The sequence below is a fragment of the Paenibacillus sp. SN-8-1 genome, from assembly GCF_050995535.1.
Classification (GTDB): Bacteria; Bacillota; Bacilli; order Paenibacillales; family Paenibacillaceae; genus Fontibacillus.
In genome coordinates, this window is the sequence record NZ_CP194782.1 from 2463424 (window position 1) to 2483954 (window position 20531).

Below are 20531 nucleotides of genomic sequence, written 5' to 3' on the forward strand. Positions count from 1 at the left end.
TAAAATGTAGTTCAAGAAGGGGCTGTCCTATAAGTCATCCAAGATGACGATGGGATAGCCCCTAATTTTTAATCCAGATTAACGATATACAGCGTCCACCCGCCTAGGTAGCCTTCAACTTGAAGAAGTACCGGTGTTATACTGTTCTATAGTACACACAAAGGGGTAAGTTATCTTGCGAATTCTATTTCAAGAAGTACAAGAGAATCAGACGATAACCGTCTATGACACGAATGAATTGTACGGAGAGAAAGGCAGCTTTCGAGTACTGGAATTCGCGAATGAGGCGATTCAAGGCGCGATGGATCTGAATGATCCTGAACGGATTGTTTTTGAATACCCCAGAGCTATTATCCACTTAATGCAATGTATCGACCGGGCATTTGAAGATGTATTTGTTATTGGCCAAGGGATCGGCGCTATACCTGGACATTTTTCGGGCAAACGGTTTAAGGTGGCGGAGATTAACGAAACCGTTGTCCAATTAAGCAGAAGGTATTTCGGTTATAACCTGGACAATATTGAGATTGGCGATGGCCGACAAATTCTCTTGCAGGAAGCGCAGCAAGCCTACGATTACATTATTCTTGATGCTTTCACCGAACAAGGAACCCCTCCTCAACTGATCTCAAGAGAATTTTTTGAGCTATCCAGAGATAAGCTCGATTCTGACGGATCATTAATCATGAATCTATTCGGTAAAGGAGAGAACGACAAGCTGATCCAAGCCATTCACACTACACTTAGTCAGGTGTATGCTTATACCCACACGTTCCTTCTTCCCTCCGGGAAATCAAGTGATATCAAGAATATGATCATGATAGGCAGCAGCCTTCCCATTCAGTTCCAAGGCCGCCATATGGCTGGCTTTAAGGAAGTTGAACTGAGCTCGGGTTATATCATCACTGATTAGGTAAAAGAACCAGCCGTGATCGGAGTTAATGCGCGGATCTGATCCAAGTAGATGAAGGCGTCATAACGCTTAGCGATCCGGGTTGGAACATAGTTCCCCCGCTCCCATTCGGAGTGGTATACAACACCAATTGCCCGATGCCCAACTACGGAGTCCTCCAGTATAGGATCTGCAGATTTGAAAATGAGCAGCTTGTCTTCAGCCCCCGTCCTATGCAGCAGTTCCTCCCAGCTGTTCTTAATTGCACACGGAACGCGCATCTCCTCTTGCGGAGCTCCCCAAGCCTTACCCGCAATCACAGTTCCCTCATAAGTACCGAAGCCAAGCGCGAATACCTCCTTCCCGTGCTTCTCCCTGAGCAGCTGTCCTACGTTGACCATCCCCTCATCCGCCATATTCGTAGCCCTGGCGTCTCCGATATGAGTATTGTGTTCCCATATGACCGCGCGTGCATCTGAACCGTGGTATTCGATCAGCTTTTCCAAAGCGCTCACCATGTGGCGATCCCGAACGTTCCATGACTCCGCGTCATGCCTGATCATAGTTCTGTAATAGGTTTCCGCCCCCTTTACAGCTAGAGCATTCATCTCAGCACTTAGTGCCTTCTCCCGATCCTTCGGATGCGCTTCCTTCCATTTATCCTGAAGCCTGCGAAGAAGCGCTACGATCTCATCTTCACATCCTTCCCCGTATATGGAAGCTGCAATCCCGTAGGATTGTTCATTCCGATCATGCGGCTCAAAGCATTCGAATGCCTGCCTTGCGGCATCGAGATCGCCTGCGTCCTTGGTGCTCAGATACTTCAGAATCTCATCCATCGATTCCCATAAGCTGTAGACATCAATCCCATAAAATCCGACCTTCTCATCGTCAGACTTGTCCTCGTTATAACTTCGAAGCCATTCAGCCAGTTCGATCATTTCATAATTGGCCCACATCCATGTTGGCCAGCGTGTGAAATCCCGCATCGCTTCAGCTGCATTGTCCCCACACCCCTCATAGCCTTTCACATAGCGATTCAGGGTATAGCAGGATGGCCAATCCCCTTCAACCGCGATGAAACGAATGCCTTTCTCCATAATGAGCTGCTTGGTCAGCTCTGCACGAATTTTATAATATTCTGAGGTACCATGAGAAGCTTCTCCCAAGAGCACATACCTGGTATCTCCTATATGTTCAACCAGATGACTTAACCTGTTCTGGTTAAAAGGCACGGCTACTCTGGTAATCGAATCTAATATCGACTGGAATAGCATTTGATCCTTCAAGCAGTCTCTCCACCTTCCGCTTAAGATTAGGTGTTCCTTCAGAAAGTGTGCACGTAAAACCGTGCAAACATGCACCGTCACAAGAATCCCTAGTTGCTCTATTTGAAAGGTTAGGTTAGAATTAATCTTTCTATTAAGGAATGAACACATGAGATCGTGAGGTAGACCAATGATTGAGATAAAAATATCCACACTTAGCACGGGAGAGTTCAACAGAGGCGTATTCGCTACAAGAAACATAGCCAAAGGGGAGCTTATCCATGAAGCGCCTGTCATTCCCTATCCGAATGAACAGCATGAATTTATTGAGAAGACTATACTTTCAGATTATGTATTCGAGTATGGGGTTAATCATACTGCGGTTCTGTTGGGTTATGGCAGCCTATTTAATCACTCTTATGAGCCAAATGCTATCTATGACATTAACTTTGATCAGCACACATTCGATTTCTATGCCCATACCGATATCAAGGCTGGGGAAGAGATTCTAATTAACTATAATGGAGAAGCCGACTGCGATGACCCCTTATGGTTCTATGAAGAACAGGAATAACATCCGTTATGTCATGTCCTAGACACGAAGAGTCTGCCCTCAGATCAGAAGGCAGACTCTTCGCATGTTCAAGCCGAATTTAGATAACCTCGATAGCCACATCCACATTTCCACTTATCGCCTTGGAATAGGGGCAGTACGCGTGGGCAAGCTCCACGTATTTCTTGGCCGTATCGATGTCAAGACCTTCGATATGTACCTCTAGCTGTATACCGAGCTTGACTCCCTGATCCTTCGCATCCGCTAACAATTGAACCGTTGCCGTTACAGAGCTTTTTTCAATACTCACGCTGTGCTTCTTCAACTGAAACTCCAACGCACTGTTGAAGCATGAGCTATATCCGGCGGCGAACAGCTGCTCGGGATTTGTTGCTGTCGTGTACTCTCCGCCTAGCTCTTTTGGAGCAGCTACATCCAGGTAGAACACGTTATCAGGTGAATGTACATTTCCGTTTCTTCCTCCGGTATTGACGATCGTTGTTTCGTATAGTGTTTTCATTTTCATTTCGCTCCTTTGCTTCTAATTTGCTGGGTAAGCTCGTGCAGTTTATTCATAAGGGCAATATCCTTCTCAAAGATACTGCACAGACTGAGCTGGTGCTGTATGGACTCTAATATCCCCTGCTGCAGCTCCCACGCTTTGTCTTCCAGGTGGATATACACCTTACGTTCGTCTTCCGTCGACCTTTCTTTTCTGAGCCAACCCTGATTCTCCATTCTTTTGAGCATCGGAGTAAGCGTGCCATTTCCAAGCGAGAGCTGCTCGCCGAGCTCTTTCACGGTCACCCCATTATGCTCCCATAGGGACAGCAGCACCAAATACTGCGGATAGGTTAGAGCATAAGAACTCAATGCTTTGGTATACAACTTCTGGAGTTCATTACCCGCTTCATATATGGCAAAACAAAGTTGGTTGTTCAAGGTTTGTGGCGAGTTCAAAGCGATTCTCCTTCCAAAAATAAATTCATAAATATCGTTAGTGATTATATCGTAAACGATGTAGTTGAAATACGCAAGGCTTTCTTAATTTTTGATTCTGTTTCGTTGAACCAACGTTTCTTTGTCTATTTAGCGACAGTGCATACTTTCTCTTAGTTTAAGCAAGTTATACCAGCTTACCCCGCCATGCTGTGATTCCGATATACCATGGTTAACAAACCCGAATCTTTCGTAAAAGGAGATCAATTCATGTTTACAAGTAAGCGTGATACCTTCTCTACCGTTCTTAACCGCAAGCTCTTCCATTTTCTCAATTAAAAGCTTAGCAATCCCTTGACCTCTAGCCTCTCTCGACACGGCCAGTCCTAGAATACTCTGATAACCTCCACGCTTCGGATTCTCACTGATCTCCTTAAATAGATCATCCGTTATATAGGGCTGAGCAATTATTGGGCCATTAATATACCCAAAAATAGAACCTCCCTGTTCTGCCACAATAAACGTATCCGGGATTAACTTAATTCTCTGTATAAATGCTTCTTTCGTAGCAGCTTCATCTTTCGAGAAGCCTGTGTTCTCAATTATTAACAGCTGTTCTAAATCTGCAGCTAGAACATTTCGTAAAGATATCATGTTGTCCTCTCTCCCTTCCATACAAAGAGTAATGATCTTCAACTAAATAATATACTGCTGCCTGCTTATTGAACCTCAATCTGATGAACTGGCTTGCCAGCTCATTAGCATCTCTTGAGCTTTTTGCGGATCATCGATGAGCAGAGTCCGATACTCCAGCATCTTGTTAAGGGTATCCAGCATTTGATCATATTCTTCCTTCTTGCTTTCGATCTCCTTCTTCTTGCCGCGAATCCAATCTATAATCTGCAGGTTAGTGCGAGCGTTGGTGTCGTGATGCTGAAGAACTTCCTTTAGTTCAGCCAGGGAACAGCCGATGGACTGGAACTTCTTGATGAGCTTAAGCCGCTCGATTGCCTCTTCCGAATAGTTACGGTAATTGTTGCTTTCCCGCCGAACATGCCGATCATCCAGCAAGCCTTCCTTTTCATAAAAGCGGATCGTATGGATCGTTAATCCCATCTTGTCCGCCAGTTCCTGAATTTTCATATATATTTTCTCCTTTGGACCGCTTGCCCTAGAGTTCACTTCATAGTTTATGCTTAACATGATCATACAGTCAACTCATGAAGGAGGATATCATTATGAATGTATTTGTTACAGGTGCAACAGGGTATGTCGGTTCCGCGGTCGTCCGGGAACTGATCGGCGCTGGACATACCGTGACGGGTCTTTGCCGCTCTGAAGAGAAAGCCGCGGGATTAAAGGCGGCGGGAGCCGAAGTGCTGTACGGCACGTTGGAAGATCTCGAGACTCTAGGCAAGGCAGCCGCGGCTGCGGACGGCGTGATTCATCTGGCTTTCACCAATGATTTCTCAGACTTCGAAGGTGCACTAGCTCTGGATTTAGGAGCTGTGGAAGCTATGGGTTCTGCGCTCGAAGGCTCCGGGAAGCCGTTCATTACGACGGCTCACGCAAATGGACATACCGTGGATCATGCAGTGCTTGCAATGGCAGAGCGGAGTATTCGGACATCGATCGTCTCGCTTGCACCATCCGTGCACGGCGAAGGTGACAAGGGCTTCGTGCCGATGATGATCAACATCGCCCGGGCGAAGGGATTCTCCGCCTACATTGGCGACGGAATGAACCTGTGGCCTGCGGTTCACCGCCTGGATGCGGCCGTACTGTACCGTCTAGCGCTGGAAGCCGCACCTGCGGGTTCACGCCTGCTCGGAGCCGGTGATGAAGGCATTACGCTCCAGGAGATCGCTACTGTCATCGGGCGGAAATTGAATGTACCGGTGGTCAGCATATCATCTGAAGAAGCAGCCACCCATTTCGGCTTTCTTGGAACTATTGCTGCATTTGACATCACAAGCTTATACAACACGAAGCAAGCGAGTCTGGCAACACGTGAGCTTCTGGGCTGGACACCGGTGCAGCCTGGACTGATCGCCGATCTCGAAGAAGGGCATTATTTTTCATAAAAAAGCAGGGTATCCCAAAAAGCTTAAATGGCTGCTTGGGACACCCCTCAACTCAATTATATATATTCAATTAAACGAGTTTCTGTAATCCAATGGCGATTGATTTGTTTTGCTCTTAAACAGCTTACTGAAAGATTGAGGGGTGTTCAAACCCGTTAAGTTTCCCATCTTGGTTTGTGATTTTGTCGGATTTCCACCCACGGTTATCCATCTTATCTCCTCCTGATTTGTTGTGCGACTTACATTAGTATATTGGAATTTTTCTAAGTGAGAGGATAACCGAATCCCTGATAATTGTAGTTAGAATGAGGATATGTAAAATGGTTGCCGACTGGGAGTCGGCAACCATTTTTCGTTGAGCTATCGCGTCTCAAGCACCACAAGTCATCCCTTCCTTCTAGACCACAGGACAACCGGGATCAGCAGCAAGGACAAGAATCCTCCAATCAGGGAGAGTGCTTGAAAGCTGGAATGAGCCACCACCATGCCGGATAAAGCACCTCCGGATGCCCCGGCGAGAGCGATTAGAACATCTACCGTTCCTTGAGTCTTGGCGCGTGTCTCTGGCGTAGTGGCATCGACGATCGTTGCCGTTCCGCTAATTAGGCCGAAATTCCACCCTAGCCCAAGCAGTGCTAGCGCAAGAACCATAAGTATCATGGAGTCACCCGGCGCGAATGCGGCGAGTAATCCAGCCAAGAGCAGCGTCACACCCGAGGCATAGGACATCGGCTTCCGGCCATACTTATCGACGAGAATGCCTGTAAGCAGGGAAGGAAGAAACATAGCAGCAACATGAATTCCGATTACCATACCAACTTCTCCGAGCCCATGGCCGTGATTCTTCATATGAACGGGTGTCATGGTCATAATGCCTATCATCACAATCTGGGTCAACACCATCACCGACGCCCCAACGATGATCCCCCGTCTATTCACCTCTACTGCGGGAGTATGCGATTGCGGTGTGCAGCTAAGTTTATTTTGTGCCTGCTGCGCGTCTGCAATAGCTTTGGCCACAAGTAATGGATCTGGCCGCAGGAAGATGAGCAATATGAATCCAGCCAATAAAAAAGCTGCCGCTGCAAGCATGAAAGGGCCGGATAACGCAGGAGCTCCCAATGAAGTTGCAATCCGGCCCGTAACATTTACGAGATTCGGTCCGGCAACCGCGCCAAATGTTGTGAAGACCATGGCCGTACTAATAGATTTGGCCCGTTGTGTTGGGAGTGCCAAATCCGTACCGGCATATCTAACCAGCAAGTTGGTAGCCGTCCCTGCTCCATAGACCAGCAGCGATACGAATAGAAGTGCAATACTATTGAAAATAGCTGCCAGGACGACACCTATAGAACCAATTCCCCCAGCTAAGAAACCCGCGGCGAGCCCCACACGACGTCCTGACCGTTGAGACAGACGACCGACGATGAGCGCGGCGGCGGCGGAACCTAAGGTGAACAGTGCGGTCGGAATACCAGCATAGCTGTCCGTTCCGAGCATATCCCGTGCCAGCAGCGCCCCCACTGTGATCCCGGCAGCAAGTCCCGCACCGCCGAATATCTGAGAGGCAATGACGATAATCATCGTTCTTTTGTATAGCTGGCGCTGTTTCTCGGGGGAATCTACGTATGGCGTTAGTGACACCCCTCCGCCATATATTGGTTCTTTAACTAAAGAAATCTCGTTCGACATGTATCTCTCCCCCTATTCTAACTATCAATTGCTATCACAAATATGGTCTACGACTTAACCCGAATGGAAGCCGCCATCATATTATGATGAACATCAGTCAGCTTTAATAAAACGGCATGCTTCATTATAACCTCTTGACCTTTTTGGCCGTAACCCTTCTTACAAATTATTTTTACTTACGTTCTCATTACACATTTAAAACCAATTATTGCTTCTCCGCTTCTTCAAAACAATTTTCAGCGGCAGCGTACTTTATAGAGGTTCCATCACAAAAATTAAAAAACCTCGCTTCTTCAAACGAGGTTTGCATTCTATACATATATGGCGAAGCAGATGTATGATGCTTTTTATTCCGCATATGAATTAGAGAGCTTTTTGATAGCTTGCTTTGTGCAACTGGAAGGCAACTGCACTAATAATCACGAGTCCTGCGGCAAATCCGGCGAACATCCACTGGGTCTGGCTCACAGCCAGGTGATCAAGACTCCAACCCGTCAAGAGTGGAATCACGGCTCCGCCCACTCCCCCAGAAGCAATTAGAATGCTTGGGGTAGCTTCCTCTGTTCCGGGAAGAAGCTTGCTGGCAAAGACCAAAGTAATTGAAAATATTCCTGACATCGCAAGCCCAAGCAGGAGTACGATTGCAAATGATGACCCTACTTGTTCAGTAAATGGGAGTAGTATTAAAAGCAGAACACTGGCCAGGCAGCTGAAGAGAACATAGACCCTGTACTCAAATTTCTCGGCAATATAGCCGGCAAATATACGTCCAATTGACATCGCAATCCAGAAGCAGGTAACACTGAGCGCCGCTCCTGCCTCCTTCATCCTCATTTTCTCAATCAGCATAGCAGGCATAAAATTAGCCAGGCTCATTTCTGTACCGACATATAGAAAGAAGAAGATAATAAAGAGAATTAATACAAACAGGTTCTTCCCTTGGTAAGCGCGCATCCCTGGTGAGGATGGTCTCGCAATCTTCTCTGAAGCAGCACGCCGATCCAGTACTTGATCCATCTCTCCAAAGGATCCCTTCGCCCATAAAACTATTGCACCAATTGCAAACAACGCAACTACCGCAAATGATGTCCGCCAATATCCTGCTTCAATCAAGCCGCTAGCAATTAACGGCATCACCATGGCTCCAATACCGAACAAGACTTCAAGCCGGCTCATGGCAACGGCGGTATTCCTTTTAATGGCTGATATAATGATAGTTCCAATGACCGCTTCAATCATTCCGAACCCAAAACCAGCAGCCAAAGCGATTATATACATCCAGCCCCAAGGCGGAAGCATCATGTACAGCAGTTCTGCACAGCACAATAAACTAGTGGCGATCAAGAGTCCCCCTCTCTTGCCAAAACGCCGATTGAACCAAGGGGACACCAGCACACCAACCAGGAATCCCGCGAACTGGGCAAAAATCAAAGTTCCTCCCTGACTATAGTCCCTATGATAATGTTCCAGAACAACAGGTAATACCGAGCCTAGAACGACATGGGCCAGTCCAATCAAAAAGTAAGATAAACAGCCAATCCAAATTAGTTTTTTCATGATAGTCTCCTCTAAATGAAGTGAAATGGTACTTTCTCGTTTAGGTATTCTATTCTGACCTTCCCTAGGCATGAATCGTCCCTGATATAGTATACTAGAGAAAAAAACGAAAGGAATACTATCAAGTGAAGCTATTACATAACAGAATCCGCAAATCTTCACTAGTTCTTCTCGCATGTATAATTTTACTAGTGGCTATGTACCTTATCCCTCTTCCTTACTATTTGAAGGAGCCAGGAGATCTGGAAGCACTTGCCCCAAGAATTACAGTCGAGAACGGACACAAGAATGAGAAGGGAAGCTTCTACCTGACTACAGTTCTCTCGACGAAAATGAACGTCTATAACTGGATCTCTTCTCTATTCAGAGACGATGTGCAAATTGAGAAGGCCAAGGATGTTAATGGCGGATTATCGGATGAAGAATACAGCTTTCTGCTTAGGCATATGATGAGCACCTCCCAGCAGAATGCAATCATTGCGGGGCTTAAAGAAGCTGGAGTCACTGTCCCAGCTCAGCATAAGGGCGTCTTCGTAACCAGTATCATACCGGAGTCCAAACTAGCGGGTAAGCTTGCCGTAGGAGATGTTATTACTGCTGTTGATGGACAGCCTATTCAGAAAGCTGCGGAAATGATTGATTATATCAGTCACAAGAAAGCCGGAGAGTCTGTCAATCTTTCTTTCCGTCACCATGAATCCGATCGTACTGAAGCAGTGGAGCTTATTCAGCTTCCAAGCGGCAAACCCGGCCTGGGTATCATGCCTGAGGACGAATATGCCATCGACTCTCCGCGTAAAGTGACGATTGCCGCCTCTGATATTGGCGGCCCGTCTGCCGGTCTAATGTTCTCCCTGGAAGTATACAGTCAGACACTGGCTAATTATGACCTGACGAAGGGATATCATATTGCTGGTACGGGTGCATTGGATGTTCAGGGTAATGTGCAGCAGATCGGAGGCATCCGGGACAAAATTGTCGCGGCACACGCAGCGGGAGTGGATATCTTCTTCTCCCCGGCTGACATGAAACCCGGTGATACCAATACGAAGGATGTCCTTGATGAAGCGAAGAAACGAGGATACACGATAACCATTGTTCCGGTAAAAACAACACATGAAGCGGTGGAGTACTTGCAGAAACTCCCGCCCAAACCTTGATACACGAACTCATAACACAGACAGCCAACCCCGCGAGAGGTTGGCTGTCTGTAATTATCCAAGCCAATTCCTGGCAGATTCATAATAATCTCCGCGCAGAGCCTGCAGCTTCCCAAAGCCCTGCTTCTTTAATATCCTTGCCGCCTTCCTGCTCTTGCGCATACTATCTGCAAGAATAAGGACGGAATCCTCGGCTGTAATATCCTTCCTCCATACGAAAGGCAATCTACCAATTGAAATAGTGACCTATTGCTCTGAGTGAGGCAGTCGTATACTAACCGTTGTTCCAATTAATAGCTGCTATACGGGCATAGACAAATAAGAGTTCAGCTAATTACTTGCGTGGGCTACTACTTAGATTGCTCAGATCTTATCATTAACTTTAGCTGCCTTACATAAGTGCGAAGTTCCGAAGCGGTCTCAAGAAAGGTCAGATAGACCCGAATCAATGTCGGGTTAGCCGAAGGCTGATTATATTCCGTGCCCAGAAGTGTAACCACTTCAAGCAATTCCTGGCGATGAGCTTGCGATTTATCTGATTCCTGAACCTCCTTGGTCATGGCACCGAGCAGTTTCTGTATAGCCGCCCTCCTCATCTCGGGAAGCTGGGGATGATCGGGATTACTCAGAATATCGAATTCTTGTAGAATGGGGTTCGCGTTCTGAAGACTCAGATCGGTGACAACCGCATTCATCCGGCTGGCGATAAAGCTGGCTATTTCCACAATCGGATGTTCTATGATTTGCTGATGCAGCAGTGACAAATATTCCTTCATGATCCCCCGAAAGATCATCACGATATCCCATATGCATGCCTCAGCTTGTTCTCCATACATGTTAAGAATGAAGTCCCGGTGCCACCTAAGCATAAAGTCTTTCTTCTTATTTCTTGTCGTAATGAACTGTTCATTCGTCTTAATAGGCAGTTCTTTGAATTCCATCATAAGAAAATAATGATCAGTTATATATTCCAGCTGGAACGAAATATGCCTTAGAAATAGTTGTTCTCTGGACCATCCTTCTCGTTCCGCCTTGCGCTGCAGCTCTTCGGCTTGTTCGAACATTTGGAAGTGGCAGTCTTCGAACACGGCGATGAATAATTCTTCTTTGGAAGAAAAAAGCTTATAAATACTCCCCTTCGCCATACCGCATTTCTCTGCTATATCTTGCATGGAAGCATTCACATATCCTTTGTCTTTGAACACTTCCATCGCCTTATTCATAATTTGTCTTCTCTTTAATTGTTCCATGGATAGCCCCCCTCATAAATAGTGACAGGTTCAGTTGGAAGCGTCAACTGACTTGATGATTGACGACCGAAACTCAAAAGTCATATAATGAACTCATGGGTTTTCAAATTACAAGGAGGTGACTCCAAAGCTTACCTTGGCTTTGGTCTACATGAAAATTGCAAATGGAATTGAAATGTTAAGTTTGTCCTACCAAGTGGGTAGTCATACCATGGTCATCCATCCGGTTGTCATCTATGATGATGCACAAATGGTTCTTATCGATACAGGCATACCCGGCAGCAGAGAGCTTATCTTGAAGCAGTTTAACGAGGCTGATCTTTCTCCTGAGAAGCTTAACACAATTATACTTACTCACCAGGACATTGATCATATCGGCAGTCTTCCCGAGTTCCTCGGTAAAAGCAGCAACCGTCCAAAGGTCTATGCCCATAAAGGGGATCAACCTTATATTGAAGGCGAGCTGCCGCTGATCAAGATGTCTCCAGAAAGACGTGAAGTGCTGCTTGGTTCACTCAGTGAACAAGATCGAGCTCAATTTGAGCGAGTCTTCTCTCCTGATTCTGAAGCGAACATCGATGTGCTGGTGCAAGAAGGTCAGACTTTATCATTTGGCGGAGGATTAACCGTTATTGAGACTCCCGGACATACCCCCGGGCATTTTAGCCTCTACCATAGACCTAGTCAGACTTTAATCGCCGGAGATGCGATGACAATTAGTGAAGATAAGCTAAATGGACCAAATCCTAAAAATACTCCGGATATGGACACGGCGATGAAATCCATTAGTAAATTCTTGGAGTTTCCTATTCAGAACGTAATCTGTAGCATGGCGGCTTTCTGAATACTGATGTGCAGGAGCAGATTACAAAGCTGGCTCGCCAACATGAATCCTAAAAAGCTAACTGAATCTAACCTAATTCGTTTTATTTATACCTTGCTCATTGCGATGATTGGAGGATATTTATTTCAAAAGCTTCATCTGCCTGTACCTTGGCTGCTGGGCCCCATGCTATTCGTATTTACCTTCTCACGCATGCTGAAGCCAATCCGGCCTCATTGGCCGGGCTACGTCCGAAATACCGGGATGATTATTGTAGGTTATGTACTCGGATTGTCGTTCACCTATTCGACCTTCATTCAAATCAGCAAGCAGCTCTCCACCATGATATTGATGACTGTGCTTCTCATAATCTTCTGCATTTTCATCGCATGGATCATGTCCAGAATTACCGGCATTCCATTTCAGACCCTGCTTCTAGGCAGTATTCCTGGCGGGCTTACCCAGATGATTATCCTCGCAGAAGAGACGAAAGGTATTGATATCACGCTTGTTACGTTTCTTCAGGTCTCCCGGTTAATGATGATCATCACATTGGTTCCTATGCTTATCTTCAGTCCAGTATTCGGGGCACGGCATGCGCAGATTCCAATCAGCACGCACACCGCTGTACCAAGCTGGAATGGATTATTCCCAAATATATTGCTGTACGCGGCCGTGTGCACTTTGGCTGCGCTGCTGGGCAAAAAAATCCGGTTCCCGACCGCATTTCTGCTCGGCCCAATGCTTGCTGCAATAGTGCTGCACCTATCCGGTGTTTTCGGTCCAGCGCTCCCACCATCCCTTACCAGTGCCTCTCAGCTGATGGTTGGAAGCTATGTGGGACTTCTCTTAAAGCCCGAGAACCTGGTAAGCAAGTCGAGAACCGTACTCATGGCCGTTGTCAGTGGTATCATTCTTATCACAGGCGCGTTCTTCTTAAGCCTTCTGCTCACCACGCTGCATCCGGTCTCTGCGGCGACCGCCTTTTTGAGCCTGTCCCCTGGAGGGATGGATCAAATGAGCCTAATCGCACAAGAAATTCACGCAGACCTTACCATCGTGGCTTGTTATCAGCTGTTCCGTACACTGTTCATCTTCATCGCAGTACCGCCTTTAATCAAGTGGATATTCCAATTAATAAACGTCAGGGAGTCCAACCAGATGAAGCGGCGCGAGCATGCACATCACTGATGCTGCCTATCCATACAAATAAGAGCTCCAGTTACCGCGAAGCGGATGCTGGAGCTCTTCCCTTCTATTTATATACAAATGATGCTCTATAATTACCTTGGCTGAAAAGCCACCACAGCTCCGCTGCCTTCTCTTGCAGGCTTTCTGAAATATTTAACGTAGAGTAGGGCAATAACCAGACAAATCCATGCATAACCGCTCATCATTACAAACCCAAGCATATAATTCCCTGTAAATCCTTTGATCAAATTCAGACACAGTGGCGGGAAGAATCCCCCTAATCCACCAATTGCGGAAATAATGCCGTTCGCTACCCCTGCCTCTCGTACAAAATATAGAGGAACCAACTTGAATACAGCCCCATTGCCAATCCCAGCAAATAAGGCAATACACATGGTGGCGGCGGTGTACACACCAAAGCCAGGTGAAAGACTGAGAACAAGCGATGACATTCCGATACCGGCAAATACGATGGTTAACAGCAAATATGGATTCATTTTATCGGCAATGAGACCCCCAACCGGACGAATCAGAGTAGCCAGGCCAATGAAGCAAGCCGTATAGATACCTGCCTCCGGCTTGGTTAACGCAAACGATTCTACAAGGAAATTGGGAAGAAAAACGGTAAACGCAACAAACGAGCCAAAGGTAATGAAGTAGTACAAACTGAGTACCCATAACTTCGATTGCTTGGATAGCTCTTTGATCTGCTTCATGAGCGGCTGGTTCATCCTGGATTCCTCCCGGTCTCCTGCCTTAAATACGATTAAGGCCATAAGCAGCATTACACCCATGTAGATCCAAGGAGCATTGCGCCAGCCAAGCGATGCAGCAAGCAGCGGCAATCCAAAGGTTGTCAGTGCTGAGCCCAGATTACCCAGCCCATAGATTCCGTTGACAAACCCCATTCGTTCTTTCAGATAATATTTCGGAAGCGAAGTTACCCCTACGGAGAACATAGATCCGCCTACACCCAAGAGCAGACCAATCACGAGCAGTTCTTCAAATTTACTAGCAGCAGTCAGCCATAGCATTGGAATAATAAGAATGAGAAATCCAGTCGTAAATATGATTCTTGCACCGAATCGGTTCGTTAAATAGCCGGCTGGGATGCGGAGAAGTGAACCCGAAAGTACCGGTATAGCTGTAATCCAGGCAATTTGGCTCGGCACAAGATGGAGTTCAACTTTGATGGTAGAGATCATGGAGGACAATAATACCCATGCGGCAAAGCCCAATATCAGACTCAACGTCTGAAGAGGAAGTTGATATACTCGCTTTTGATTCATCGATCCCACTCCTATCCCTTTATCTCTTTATCTACACATAAGATTGAATTCGTACAGCGCACACCTTGAAGCCAGGCATCCGGCAAAAAGGATCCAAAGCCTGGTTCGTCAGGCGGTTCACATTCTGTGTATCTCCCCAGTGCATAGGAACGAATAATGTGTCCTCCCTGATCTGATCGGTGACCTGGCACCGCACCACGGTAGTACCTCGGCGAGATTCCAAAGTAACCCAATCCCCATCCCGAACCTTATAGCGTCTTGCCGCGTTTGGGTGAATTTCAACGAAAGATTCCACATTTCGAGCCGCTAAAGAAGCGCTTCTACGGGTCTGCGCACCGGATAAATAATGCGCGAGCACCCGCCCCGTAGTCATGTAGAGTGGATATTCGGCATCAATCTTCTCAGGTAGATCATGTTCTGGAACACAGACAAATTCAGCTCTTCCATCCGGATGTGCAAAAGCCTCTTCGAATAACCGGGCTTTACCCGGCTGACCTACTTGCGGACAAGGCCAGTATACGCCCTCCTCCTCACGCAACCGGTCATAACTAATCCCATAATAATCAGCTGCTCCACCTTTACTGGCTACCCTGAGCTCATTGAATATTTGCTCTGCAGATTCGTAAGGGAAGTATTCCGGCTTGCCCATCCTACGAGCAATCAGCGAGAGAATTTGCCAATCATGAAGCACTTCTCCCGGGAGCGGGCGAGCTGCCTCCCGAAGCAGAACCCGGCCTTCCAGATTTGTCAGTGTCCCCTCGTTCTCTAGATAAGAGGACACCGGAATGACCAGATCAGCCATTCGCGCCGTTTCGGACAGGAACATATCCGCTACAACCAGGAAATCCAGCTTTCTTAACCCATCCTCTACAAAATCGGCGTTGGGGTTTGAGACAATCGGATTGGAGCCCATAACGAACAAGGAGCGGATTTCTTGCATATGGACCTTCTCCATCATTTCGTAAGCCGATACTCCCTTCCCAGGAAGATGAGCCGAATCAAGTCCCCACACTCCGGCAATATACTCCCGGTCACGCTCGTTCTCGATCAATCGGTATCCGGGGAGCTGATCAGCCTTCTGTCCATGCTCTCTGCCACCTTGGCCGTTCCCTTGGCCTGTTATCGCTCCGTAACCGCAGGAAGCACGGCCGATTTTGCCGGTTGCAAGCACCAAGTTCAAGTAATTACGGACTGCAAGATGTCCGTCGGTATGCTGTTCAACCCCTCTTGCCGTGAATAACATACCGGTCTTGGAAGTTCCATATTTCACAGCCGCTTTCCGTATATCCTGGGTTGAAATCCCTGTCAAGTTAGCAATTTGCTCAAGACTGGACTTCTCCAAATGAGTCTGCAGCTCTTCAAAACCCTTCGTTCTGCTTTCAATAAAATTCCGGTCTGTGAGCCCCTCCTCCAGAATCACCTTCAACATTCCATTGGCAAGTGCCGCATCCATACCTGGCTTGACCTTCAAGTGCAGATCAGCCATTTTTGCCGTAGCGGTATTTCTGGGATCAATGACAATAAGGTAAGCACCGTTCTTCTGAGCTTCTGTGAAATAGGGCATCAATGTAGGCTGACACTCGGCGATATTCGTTCCCGCCAAAATGATACAGCGGGTATGCGGGATATCCGAGAGCGGATTGGTAAGTCCCCGATCGATCCCAAATGTCCTAATCCCGGCTGAGGCTGCGGATGACATACAGAATCTTCCGTTATAATCGATATAACGTGTTCCCAGAGCTACCCGAGCGAACTTGCCGAGCAAATAGGCTGACTCATTAGTTAATGAGCCTCCTCCGTATACACCTAATGCATCCTTGCCGTACTTGGCTTGAATGGATGTGAATTGCTCGCAGATAAGCTCAATAGCCTCTTTCCAAGTGATCCTGATGAAGCTTCCGTTATGCTTCTTAAGTGGATGCAGAAGCCGGTCACGGTGCACCGCGTGCTGGTGGGCATTCATTCCTTTGATGCATAACCGCCCCTGTGAAGCTTGATTGGGAGTGGGTTCCACAGAATAGGTGAAGCGTCCTTCAGCCGTTTTCTCTTGGGTGACCTGCATTTTGCACTGGACACTGCAAAAGGGGCACTGCGTATTCATGACGAATCGCTCGGTAGATAAAGTTCGCTCTGTAACACTCATTAACAACACCTCCCATTACGTGGACCGAAATTCAGATTTATTTATGAAGAACCAAGGTAGAATGACCAGAATGTTCAGCATTTAGCTGCTTGCCCCAACGCTTGGCAAGATCATCACAGAACTGCTCATCAAACAACTGTTCACGCAGCTTGATGATGCCGCCCATACGCTGGACCCATTTCCAGCTTGGCTCCATGAACCACGCCGACTCCCGGTACCATTGCAAAAAGGCCGTCGCGAGCTCCACTGCCTCTTCATCCCCAGCTTCCACAGATAGTAGCTGCCCTTGTACAAGAGGCGGTTGACCACTTCCGCCCACATAGACCTCCCATCCAGCGGGCACAGCGGCAAACCCCAAATCTTTGGTTAAGGTTCCAGCTAAATGCCGGGGACTACCAGAAACTGCGATGGAGAGTGGACTCGGCATTTGCATGGTCCCGAAGCTCATCTCAAGTTTGGCCGCCAAACCGACTGCTTCATGATAGGCATCTATTCCGCAGCCTGGTTCTGTACAGGTCGTAACTGGCGGCAGAGGATAACCAAAGTGATACTCCATCACTTCTAATCCAAGAAGATGGATTAGAGAATCGATATCGGAATCTAAGATCCCTGACAGCTCGATGCCTCCATTCGTCAGGCGAGTATGCGGAATTTCGTATTTTCTCACTGCATCGGTTATCAACGTCAGCTCCTTTCCACTCAGGCTTCCGCCTGGAATTCGCGGAATCACAGTATAGGTTCCATCCTCCCTTCTCAAAGCCCCGGACTTCTTACGCGAATCCTCTGCACTAAATGGAGATGGATTCTGTGTTTCTAGGTAATATTTAAGAGCAGGAAGACACGTCTCGCAGCCTACAGGCTGATTCCAACCCAGTGAGGTCATGAGCTGAAATTCATCTGCATAAGATTTCGCTCGAATAGCCTCCTTAACCATTTCATGAGAGTAGGTCGTACAACCACATATGGCTTCCACTTTCTGAATACCTGAATCCTTACTCGAAAGAGCGTAATTCAGCAGTGCATGGACCAGTGGTTTACAACCTCCGCAGGTTCCGGTTGCCCTAGTACAGTCGCGAATTTGTTCAACCGTCTCCAGCCCTTCCTCACGTATTGAAGTCATGATTGCCAACTTACTAACTCCGTTACAGGAGCAGACGGTATCATGATCTGACATTTCAGCGATCAATGATTCTCCCGAAGGAGATGCTTCTCCTTGGTTATCCGTCTTGTACAGTATGGACACGTCCGCTTGACGCCGAATATGCTCAAGCAGATTAGTCCCCTCACTCACATCTCCGAACAGTACCGCTCCAGCTATGCTGCCAGTTGAGGATATAACGACTTTCTTATAGGTTCCTCGCTGACCATCATAAGCAATAATGGACTGATCAGCCGTTTCTTCATGAATTTGGCCAGCTGAGAATACTTCAATACCCGCAACCTTCAATTGAGAGAATAATATGGAGCCTTCGTAAGGAGATGTCTGTACTCCACACACTGTGCGGGCGAGCACCTTCCCCTGCTCATAGAGTGGAGCAACAAGTCCATAAGAAATGCCCCGATGCTCAGCACATTCACCTACAGCATAGATATTTGGAATATTGGTCTCCATAAGATCGTTCACTACAATTCCGCGATTCACCTGGATGTTACTTCTAAGAGCCAGCTCAGCATTTGGACGGATTCCGACCGCCATAATGACAAGATCTGCCGAAATGCTCGATCCATCTGTAAAATGCAGCCCTCCAGCCCGCTTGCGTCCTGAGATTCGTAGGGTGTTCTTATCCAGAAGAAAGTTCATCCCCTGATCCTCAAGCTTCTCTTGAAGCATGCGGGCAGCAGTCCTGTCCAGCTGGCGGTTCATCAGGTAGGGAGAATTATGGACAACATCAACTTCCATACCTTGGTTCAGCAGTCCCCTGGCTGCTTCAAGACCTAACAGCCCGCCCCCAATCACAGCTGCTTTCCTGTAAGTCTGGGCAGCTTCAATAATTTGAAGGCAATCTGTAATACTGCGGAAGGCCATTACGCCCGGTTTGTCTGCACCCGGCAGGGGAAGCATGAAAGGCAGGGACCCCGTAGCAAGGATCAGAACATCATAACCGCGGATACGCCCGGAATCCGACAAGACGGTCTGCTTCTCCCTGTCGATATACATGACCTTCTCTCCCGTGTACAGCTGAATACCTTGTTTGGCGTACCAGTCCCTGTCATTAAGAACAATATCCTGAATACCTGAATCTCCCTGAAGCACTTTTGATAGCAAGATACGGTTGTAATTGGGATGAGGCTCGCTGCCGAATATGGTGATTTCAAATGCATCCGGTGCAAGCTGTAAGATCTCTTCAATACACCTTACTCCAGCCATTCCGTTACCTACCATTACGAGTCTTCTTCTCATTCATGCTCACTCCAATGCAAGAGAAACCTAAAAATCAATTTTAACGCTTCGTAAATGTCAGTATTATTAACATTATTTCTTTTTTTGTAATCAGAATTATCTAACTTTTAACAAATATAGCCGGAATTTTAAGAGATGGTCAATATTTATGTTAGTTTATGTGACATAAATGATTTCGATCACAATCATTTTGTAATTTTATTAACGGTATAGTTAACTAGTCATGACATATATGTGGCATGGATATCCACAGTAAAAAGGCTCCTTCGACAGAGCCGCCGAAAGAGCCTAAGTAACTTCACATATTTGGGTGTAACTTTCATAACAAGAAGGATTAAACTAGAGACTGCAACCTCTCTCATTATGGATTCCAAGGATATTCAACCATTACATTAATCTCTTGGTTCAATCCATACAAGGCTACAAATTCTTGGCAGAGAAGGTATCTCCGCCTTCTATCGTGCCAGTCTGGAAGCCTTTATAGAACCATCTTTTCCTCTGCTCGGATGTACCGTGAGTGAAGCTCTCGGGTACTACATAACCCCTTGCCTGCTTTTGCAGAGTATCATCACCAACTGCGCTGGCAGCGGTAAGGGCCTCATCCAGATCGCCTTCCTCCAGCACGCCCTTCCCTTGAACATGGCTGGCCCATACACCAGCCAGATAATCCGCCTGAAGCTCAAACCGCACAAGATATTTGTTGAATTCGGTTTCGCTCAGCTTCTGGCGCAGCGGCATGACTTTGTCACTTGTCCCAAGCAAAGTTTGCACATGGTGCCCTACCTCATGGGCGATTACATAAGCCATTGCGAAATCACCGGGAGCATTGAACTTCTGCTTAAGCTCGTCATAAAAACTCAGATCAATATAAAGCTTACGATCCCCAGGACAGTAGAATGGGCCTACTGATGAACCTGCTGTACCACAGGCCGATTCCACGCTGTTCGTATACAGCACCAGAGTTGGATTCTGATAGGTAAGTCCCTTCTCCCTGAACACTTCTGCCCATACATCCTCTGTGTCCGCAAGGACTACTGATACGAAATCCTTCATCTCCTGCTCTTGTTGTGTTGGGGCGTAAGATGAAGTAGTATCCGTCCCAGACCCCGTAATATTGTTCAGGAGATCACCGCCATTCCCGCCAAGCAAAGTGACGAGCAGCATAATTATAATTCCGCCGATTCCTCCACCCACAAGGGTTTTACCACCTACACCCCTTCGGTCCTCGACGTTGGTGCTTTCTCTTCTACCCTTCCACTGCATACGGTAACCTCCCTTATCGCATCCAT

General features: G+C 47.1%; 19 protein-coding genes. 6 read left to right on the plus strand and 13 right to left on the minus strand.

Translation table 11 applies throughout. From position 1 onward, the window contains the following. The first annotated feature begins 175 nt into the window (after positions 1-175). Entirely contained in the window at positions 176-913 is a 738-nt protein-coding gene (locus ACRRNK_RS11760; protein WP_433942942.1) for a spermidine synthase, read from the plus strand. Here the strand turns inward: ACRRNK_RS11760 and ACRRNK_RS11765 are convergent. Further along, positions 910-2169, minus strand: coding sequence for an erythromycin esterase family protein (locus ACRRNK_RS11765; protein WP_433946875.1), 1260 nt, complete (start codon positions 2167-2169; stop codon positions 910-912). The two genes, ACRRNK_RS11760 and ACRRNK_RS11765, sit on opposite strands and share 4 nt — an antisense overlap. A 181-nt stretch (positions 2170-2350) precedes the next feature. Here ACRRNK_RS11765 and ACRRNK_RS11770 point away from each other — a divergent pair, with 181 nt between their 5' ends. Continuing rightward, positions 2351-2734 (plus strand): SET domain-containing protein, encoded by a 384-nt coding sequence (locus tag ACRRNK_RS11770; protein WP_433942943.1) that lies wholly within the window; start codon positions 2351-2353, stop codon positions 2732-2734. 79 nt (positions 2735-2813) lie between these two features. Here ACRRNK_RS11770 and ACRRNK_RS11775 read toward each other — a convergent pair whose 3' ends face one another. The 4 genes from ACRRNK_RS11775 to ACRRNK_RS11790 all read right to left on the minus strand — a co-directional run bounded on the left by ACRRNK_RS11775 (position 2814) and on the right by ACRRNK_RS11790 (position 4795). Then, complete coding sequence (locus ACRRNK_RS11775) at positions 2814-3233, minus strand: organic hydroperoxide resistance protein (RefSeq protein WP_433942944.1); 420 nt, start codon at positions 3231-3233, stop codon at positions 2814-2816. A gap of 2 nt (positions 3234-3235) precedes the next feature. Then, positions 3236-3673 (minus strand): MarR family winged helix-turn-helix transcriptional regulator, encoded by a 438-nt coding sequence (locus tag ACRRNK_RS11780; protein ID WP_433942945.1) that lies wholly within the window; start codon positions 3671-3673, stop codon positions 3236-3238. 129 nt (positions 3674-3802) lie between these two features. Next, positions 3803-4306 (minus strand): GNAT family N-acetyltransferase, encoded by a 504-nt coding sequence (locus ACRRNK_RS11785; protein ID WP_433942946.1) that lies wholly within the window; start codon positions 4304-4306, stop codon positions 3803-3805. Between the two features lie 75 nt (positions 4307-4381). After that, a complete protein-coding gene (locus ACRRNK_RS11790; RefSeq protein WP_433942947.1) occupies positions 4382-4795 on the minus strand; it encodes a MerR family transcriptional regulator in 414 nt (137 codons plus the stop codon). A 95-nt stretch (positions 4796-4890) separates the two neighbouring features. Between ACRRNK_RS11790 and ACRRNK_RS11795 the strand changes: the two genes are divergently transcribed. Then, on the plus strand, positions 4891-5736 hold the full coding sequence (locus tag ACRRNK_RS11795; RefSeq protein ID WP_433942948.1) for an SDR family oxidoreductase: 846 nt from the start codon (positions 4891-4893) through the stop codon (positions 5734-5736). Positions 5737-6120: 384 nt separating this feature from the next. Here the strand turns inward: ACRRNK_RS11795 and ACRRNK_RS11800 are convergent, their stop codons facing one another. Both ACRRNK_RS11800 and ACRRNK_RS11805 read right to left on the minus strand, forming a co-directional pair. Continuing rightward, positions 6121-7428: an MFS transporter gene (locus ACRRNK_RS11800; RefSeq protein ID WP_433942949.1), complete on the minus strand. Its 1308-nt coding sequence runs from the start codon at positions 7426-7428 to the stop codon at positions 6121-6123. Positions 7429-7791: 363 nt separating this feature from the next. Further along, positions 7792-8985 (minus strand): MFS transporter, encoded by a 1194-nt coding sequence (locus ACRRNK_RS11805; RefSeq protein ID WP_433942950.1) that lies wholly within the window; start codon positions 8983-8985, stop codon positions 7792-7794. Between the two features lie 125 nt (positions 8986-9110). Here ACRRNK_RS11805 and ACRRNK_RS11810 point away from each other — a divergent pair, with 125 nt between their 5' ends. Beyond that, entirely contained in the window at positions 9111-10145 is a 1035-nt protein-coding gene (locus ACRRNK_RS11810) for a SepM family pheromone-processing serine protease (protein WP_433942951.1), read from the plus strand. A gap of 54 nt (positions 10146-10199) precedes the next feature. On the opposite strand, the gene ACRRNK_RS11815 is transcribed toward ACRRNK_RS11810, so the two are convergent. Together ACRRNK_RS11815 and ACRRNK_RS11820 are read right to left on the minus strand one after the other, a co-directional pair. Then, complete coding sequence (locus tag ACRRNK_RS11815) at positions 10200-10370, minus strand: hypothetical protein (protein ID WP_433942952.1); 171 nt, start codon at positions 10368-10370, stop codon at positions 10200-10202. Positions 10371-10495: 125 nt separating this feature from the next. Beyond that, the gene (locus ACRRNK_RS11820) at positions 10496-11395 is read right to left on the minus strand and encodes a TetR/AcrR family transcriptional regulator (RefSeq protein WP_433942953.1); all 900 of its coding nucleotides are present in this window, start codon (positions 11393-11395) and stop codon (positions 10496-10498) included. 151 nt (positions 11396-11546) lie between these two features. Here ACRRNK_RS11820 and ACRRNK_RS11825 point away from each other — a divergent pair, with 151 nt between their 5' ends. After that, the gene (locus ACRRNK_RS11825) at positions 11547-12239 is read left to right on the plus strand and encodes an MBL fold metallo-hydrolase (RefSeq protein WP_433942954.1); all 693 of its coding nucleotides are present in this window, start codon (positions 11547-11549) and stop codon (positions 12237-12239) included. Between the two features lie 42 nt (positions 12240-12281). Continuing rightward, entirely contained in the window at positions 12282-13409 is a 1128-nt protein-coding gene (locus ACRRNK_RS11830) for an AbrB family transcriptional regulator (protein WP_433942955.1), read from the plus strand. Positions 13410-13501: 92 nt separating this feature from the next. Here ACRRNK_RS11830 and ACRRNK_RS11835 read toward each other — a convergent pair whose 3' ends face one another. From ACRRNK_RS11835 to ypfJ, 4 genes are all read right to left on the minus strand, one after another. Beyond that, a complete protein-coding gene (locus tag ACRRNK_RS11835) occupies positions 13502-14698 on the minus strand; it encodes a nitrate/nitrite transporter (protein WP_433942956.1) in 1197 nt (398 codons plus the stop codon). Between the two features lie 31 nt (positions 14699-14729). Further along, positions 14730-16841 carry an assimilatory nitrate reductase catalytic subunit NasC gene (nasC, locus tag ACRRNK_RS11840; RefSeq protein ID WP_433942957.1) on the minus strand — a complete coding sequence of 704 codons (2112 nt, stop codon included), beginning with the start codon at positions 16839-16841 and terminating at the stop codon, positions 14730-14732. A gap of 37 nt (positions 16842-16878) precedes the next feature. Further along, entirely contained in the window at positions 16879-19242 is a 2364-nt protein-coding gene (gene nirB / locus ACRRNK_RS11845) for a nitrite reductase large subunit NirB (RefSeq protein ID WP_433942958.1), read from the minus strand. A 420-nt stretch (positions 19243-19662) separates the two neighbouring features. Further along, complete coding sequence (gene ypfJ / locus ACRRNK_RS11850) at positions 19663-20505, minus strand: KPN_02809 family neutral zinc metallopeptidase (protein ID WP_433942959.1); 843 nt, start codon at positions 20503-20505, stop codon at positions 19663-19665. Between the last annotated feature and the right edge of the window lie 26 nt (positions 20506-20531).

Excerpts from the sequence above, each read along its gene's own strand:
- ACRRNK_RS11765 (WP_433946875.1), bottom strand. The coding sequence starts at position 2,169 with ATGCTATTCCAGTCGATATTAGATTCGATTACCAGAGTAGCCGTGCCT.
- ACRRNK_RS11770 (WP_433942943.1), top strand. The coding sequence starts at position 2,351 with ATGATTGAGATAAAAATATCCACACTTAGCACGGGAGAGTTCAACAGA.
- ACRRNK_RS11775 (WP_433942944.1), bottom strand. The coding sequence starts at position 3,233 with ATGAAAACACTATACGAAACAACGATCGTCAATACCGGAGGAAGAAAC.
- ACRRNK_RS11785 (WP_433942946.1), bottom strand. The coding sequence starts at position 4,306 with ATGATATCTTTACGAAATGTTCTAGCTGCAGATTTAGAACAGCTGTTA.
- ACRRNK_RS11790 (WP_433942947.1), bottom strand. The coding sequence starts at position 4,795 with ATGAAAATTCAGGAACTGGCGGACAAGATGGGATTAACGATCCATACG.
- ACRRNK_RS11795 (WP_433942948.1), top strand. The coding sequence starts at position 4,891 with ATGAATGTATTTGTTACAGGTGCAACAGGGTATGTCGGTTCCGCGGTC.
- ACRRNK_RS11800 (WP_433942949.1), bottom strand. The coding sequence starts at position 7,428 with ATGTCGAACGAGATTTCTTTAGTTAAAGAACCAATATATGGCGGAGGG.
- ACRRNK_RS11805 (WP_433942950.1), bottom strand. The coding sequence starts at position 8,985 with ATGAAAAAACTAATTTGGATTGGCTGTTTATCTTACTTTTTGATTGGA.
- ACRRNK_RS11820 (WP_433942953.1), bottom strand. The coding sequence starts at position 11,395 with ATGGAACAATTAAAGAGAAGACAAATTATGAATAAGGCGATGGAAGTG.
- ACRRNK_RS11825 (WP_433942954.1), top strand. The coding sequence starts at position 11,547 with ATGAAAATTGCAAATGGAATTGAAATGTTAAGTTTGTCCTACCAAGTG.
- ACRRNK_RS11830 (WP_433942955.1), top strand. The coding sequence starts at position 12,282 with ATGAATCCTAAAAAGCTAACTGAATCTAACCTAATTCGTTTTATTTAT.
- ACRRNK_RS11835 (WP_433942956.1), bottom strand. The coding sequence starts at position 14,698 with ATGAATCAAAAGCGAGTATATCAACTTCCTCTTCAGACGTTGAGTCTG.
- nasC (WP_433942957.1), bottom strand. The coding sequence starts at position 16,841 with ATGAGTGTTACAGAGCGAACTTTATCTACCGAGCGATTCGTCATGAAT.
- nirB (WP_433942958.1), bottom strand. The coding sequence starts at position 19,242 with ATGAGAAGAAGACTCGTAATGGTAGGTAACGGAATGGCTGGAGTAAGG.
- ypfJ (WP_433942959.1), bottom strand. The coding sequence starts at position 20,505 with ATGCAGTGGAAGGGTAGAAGAGAAAGCACCAACGTCGAGGACCGAAGG.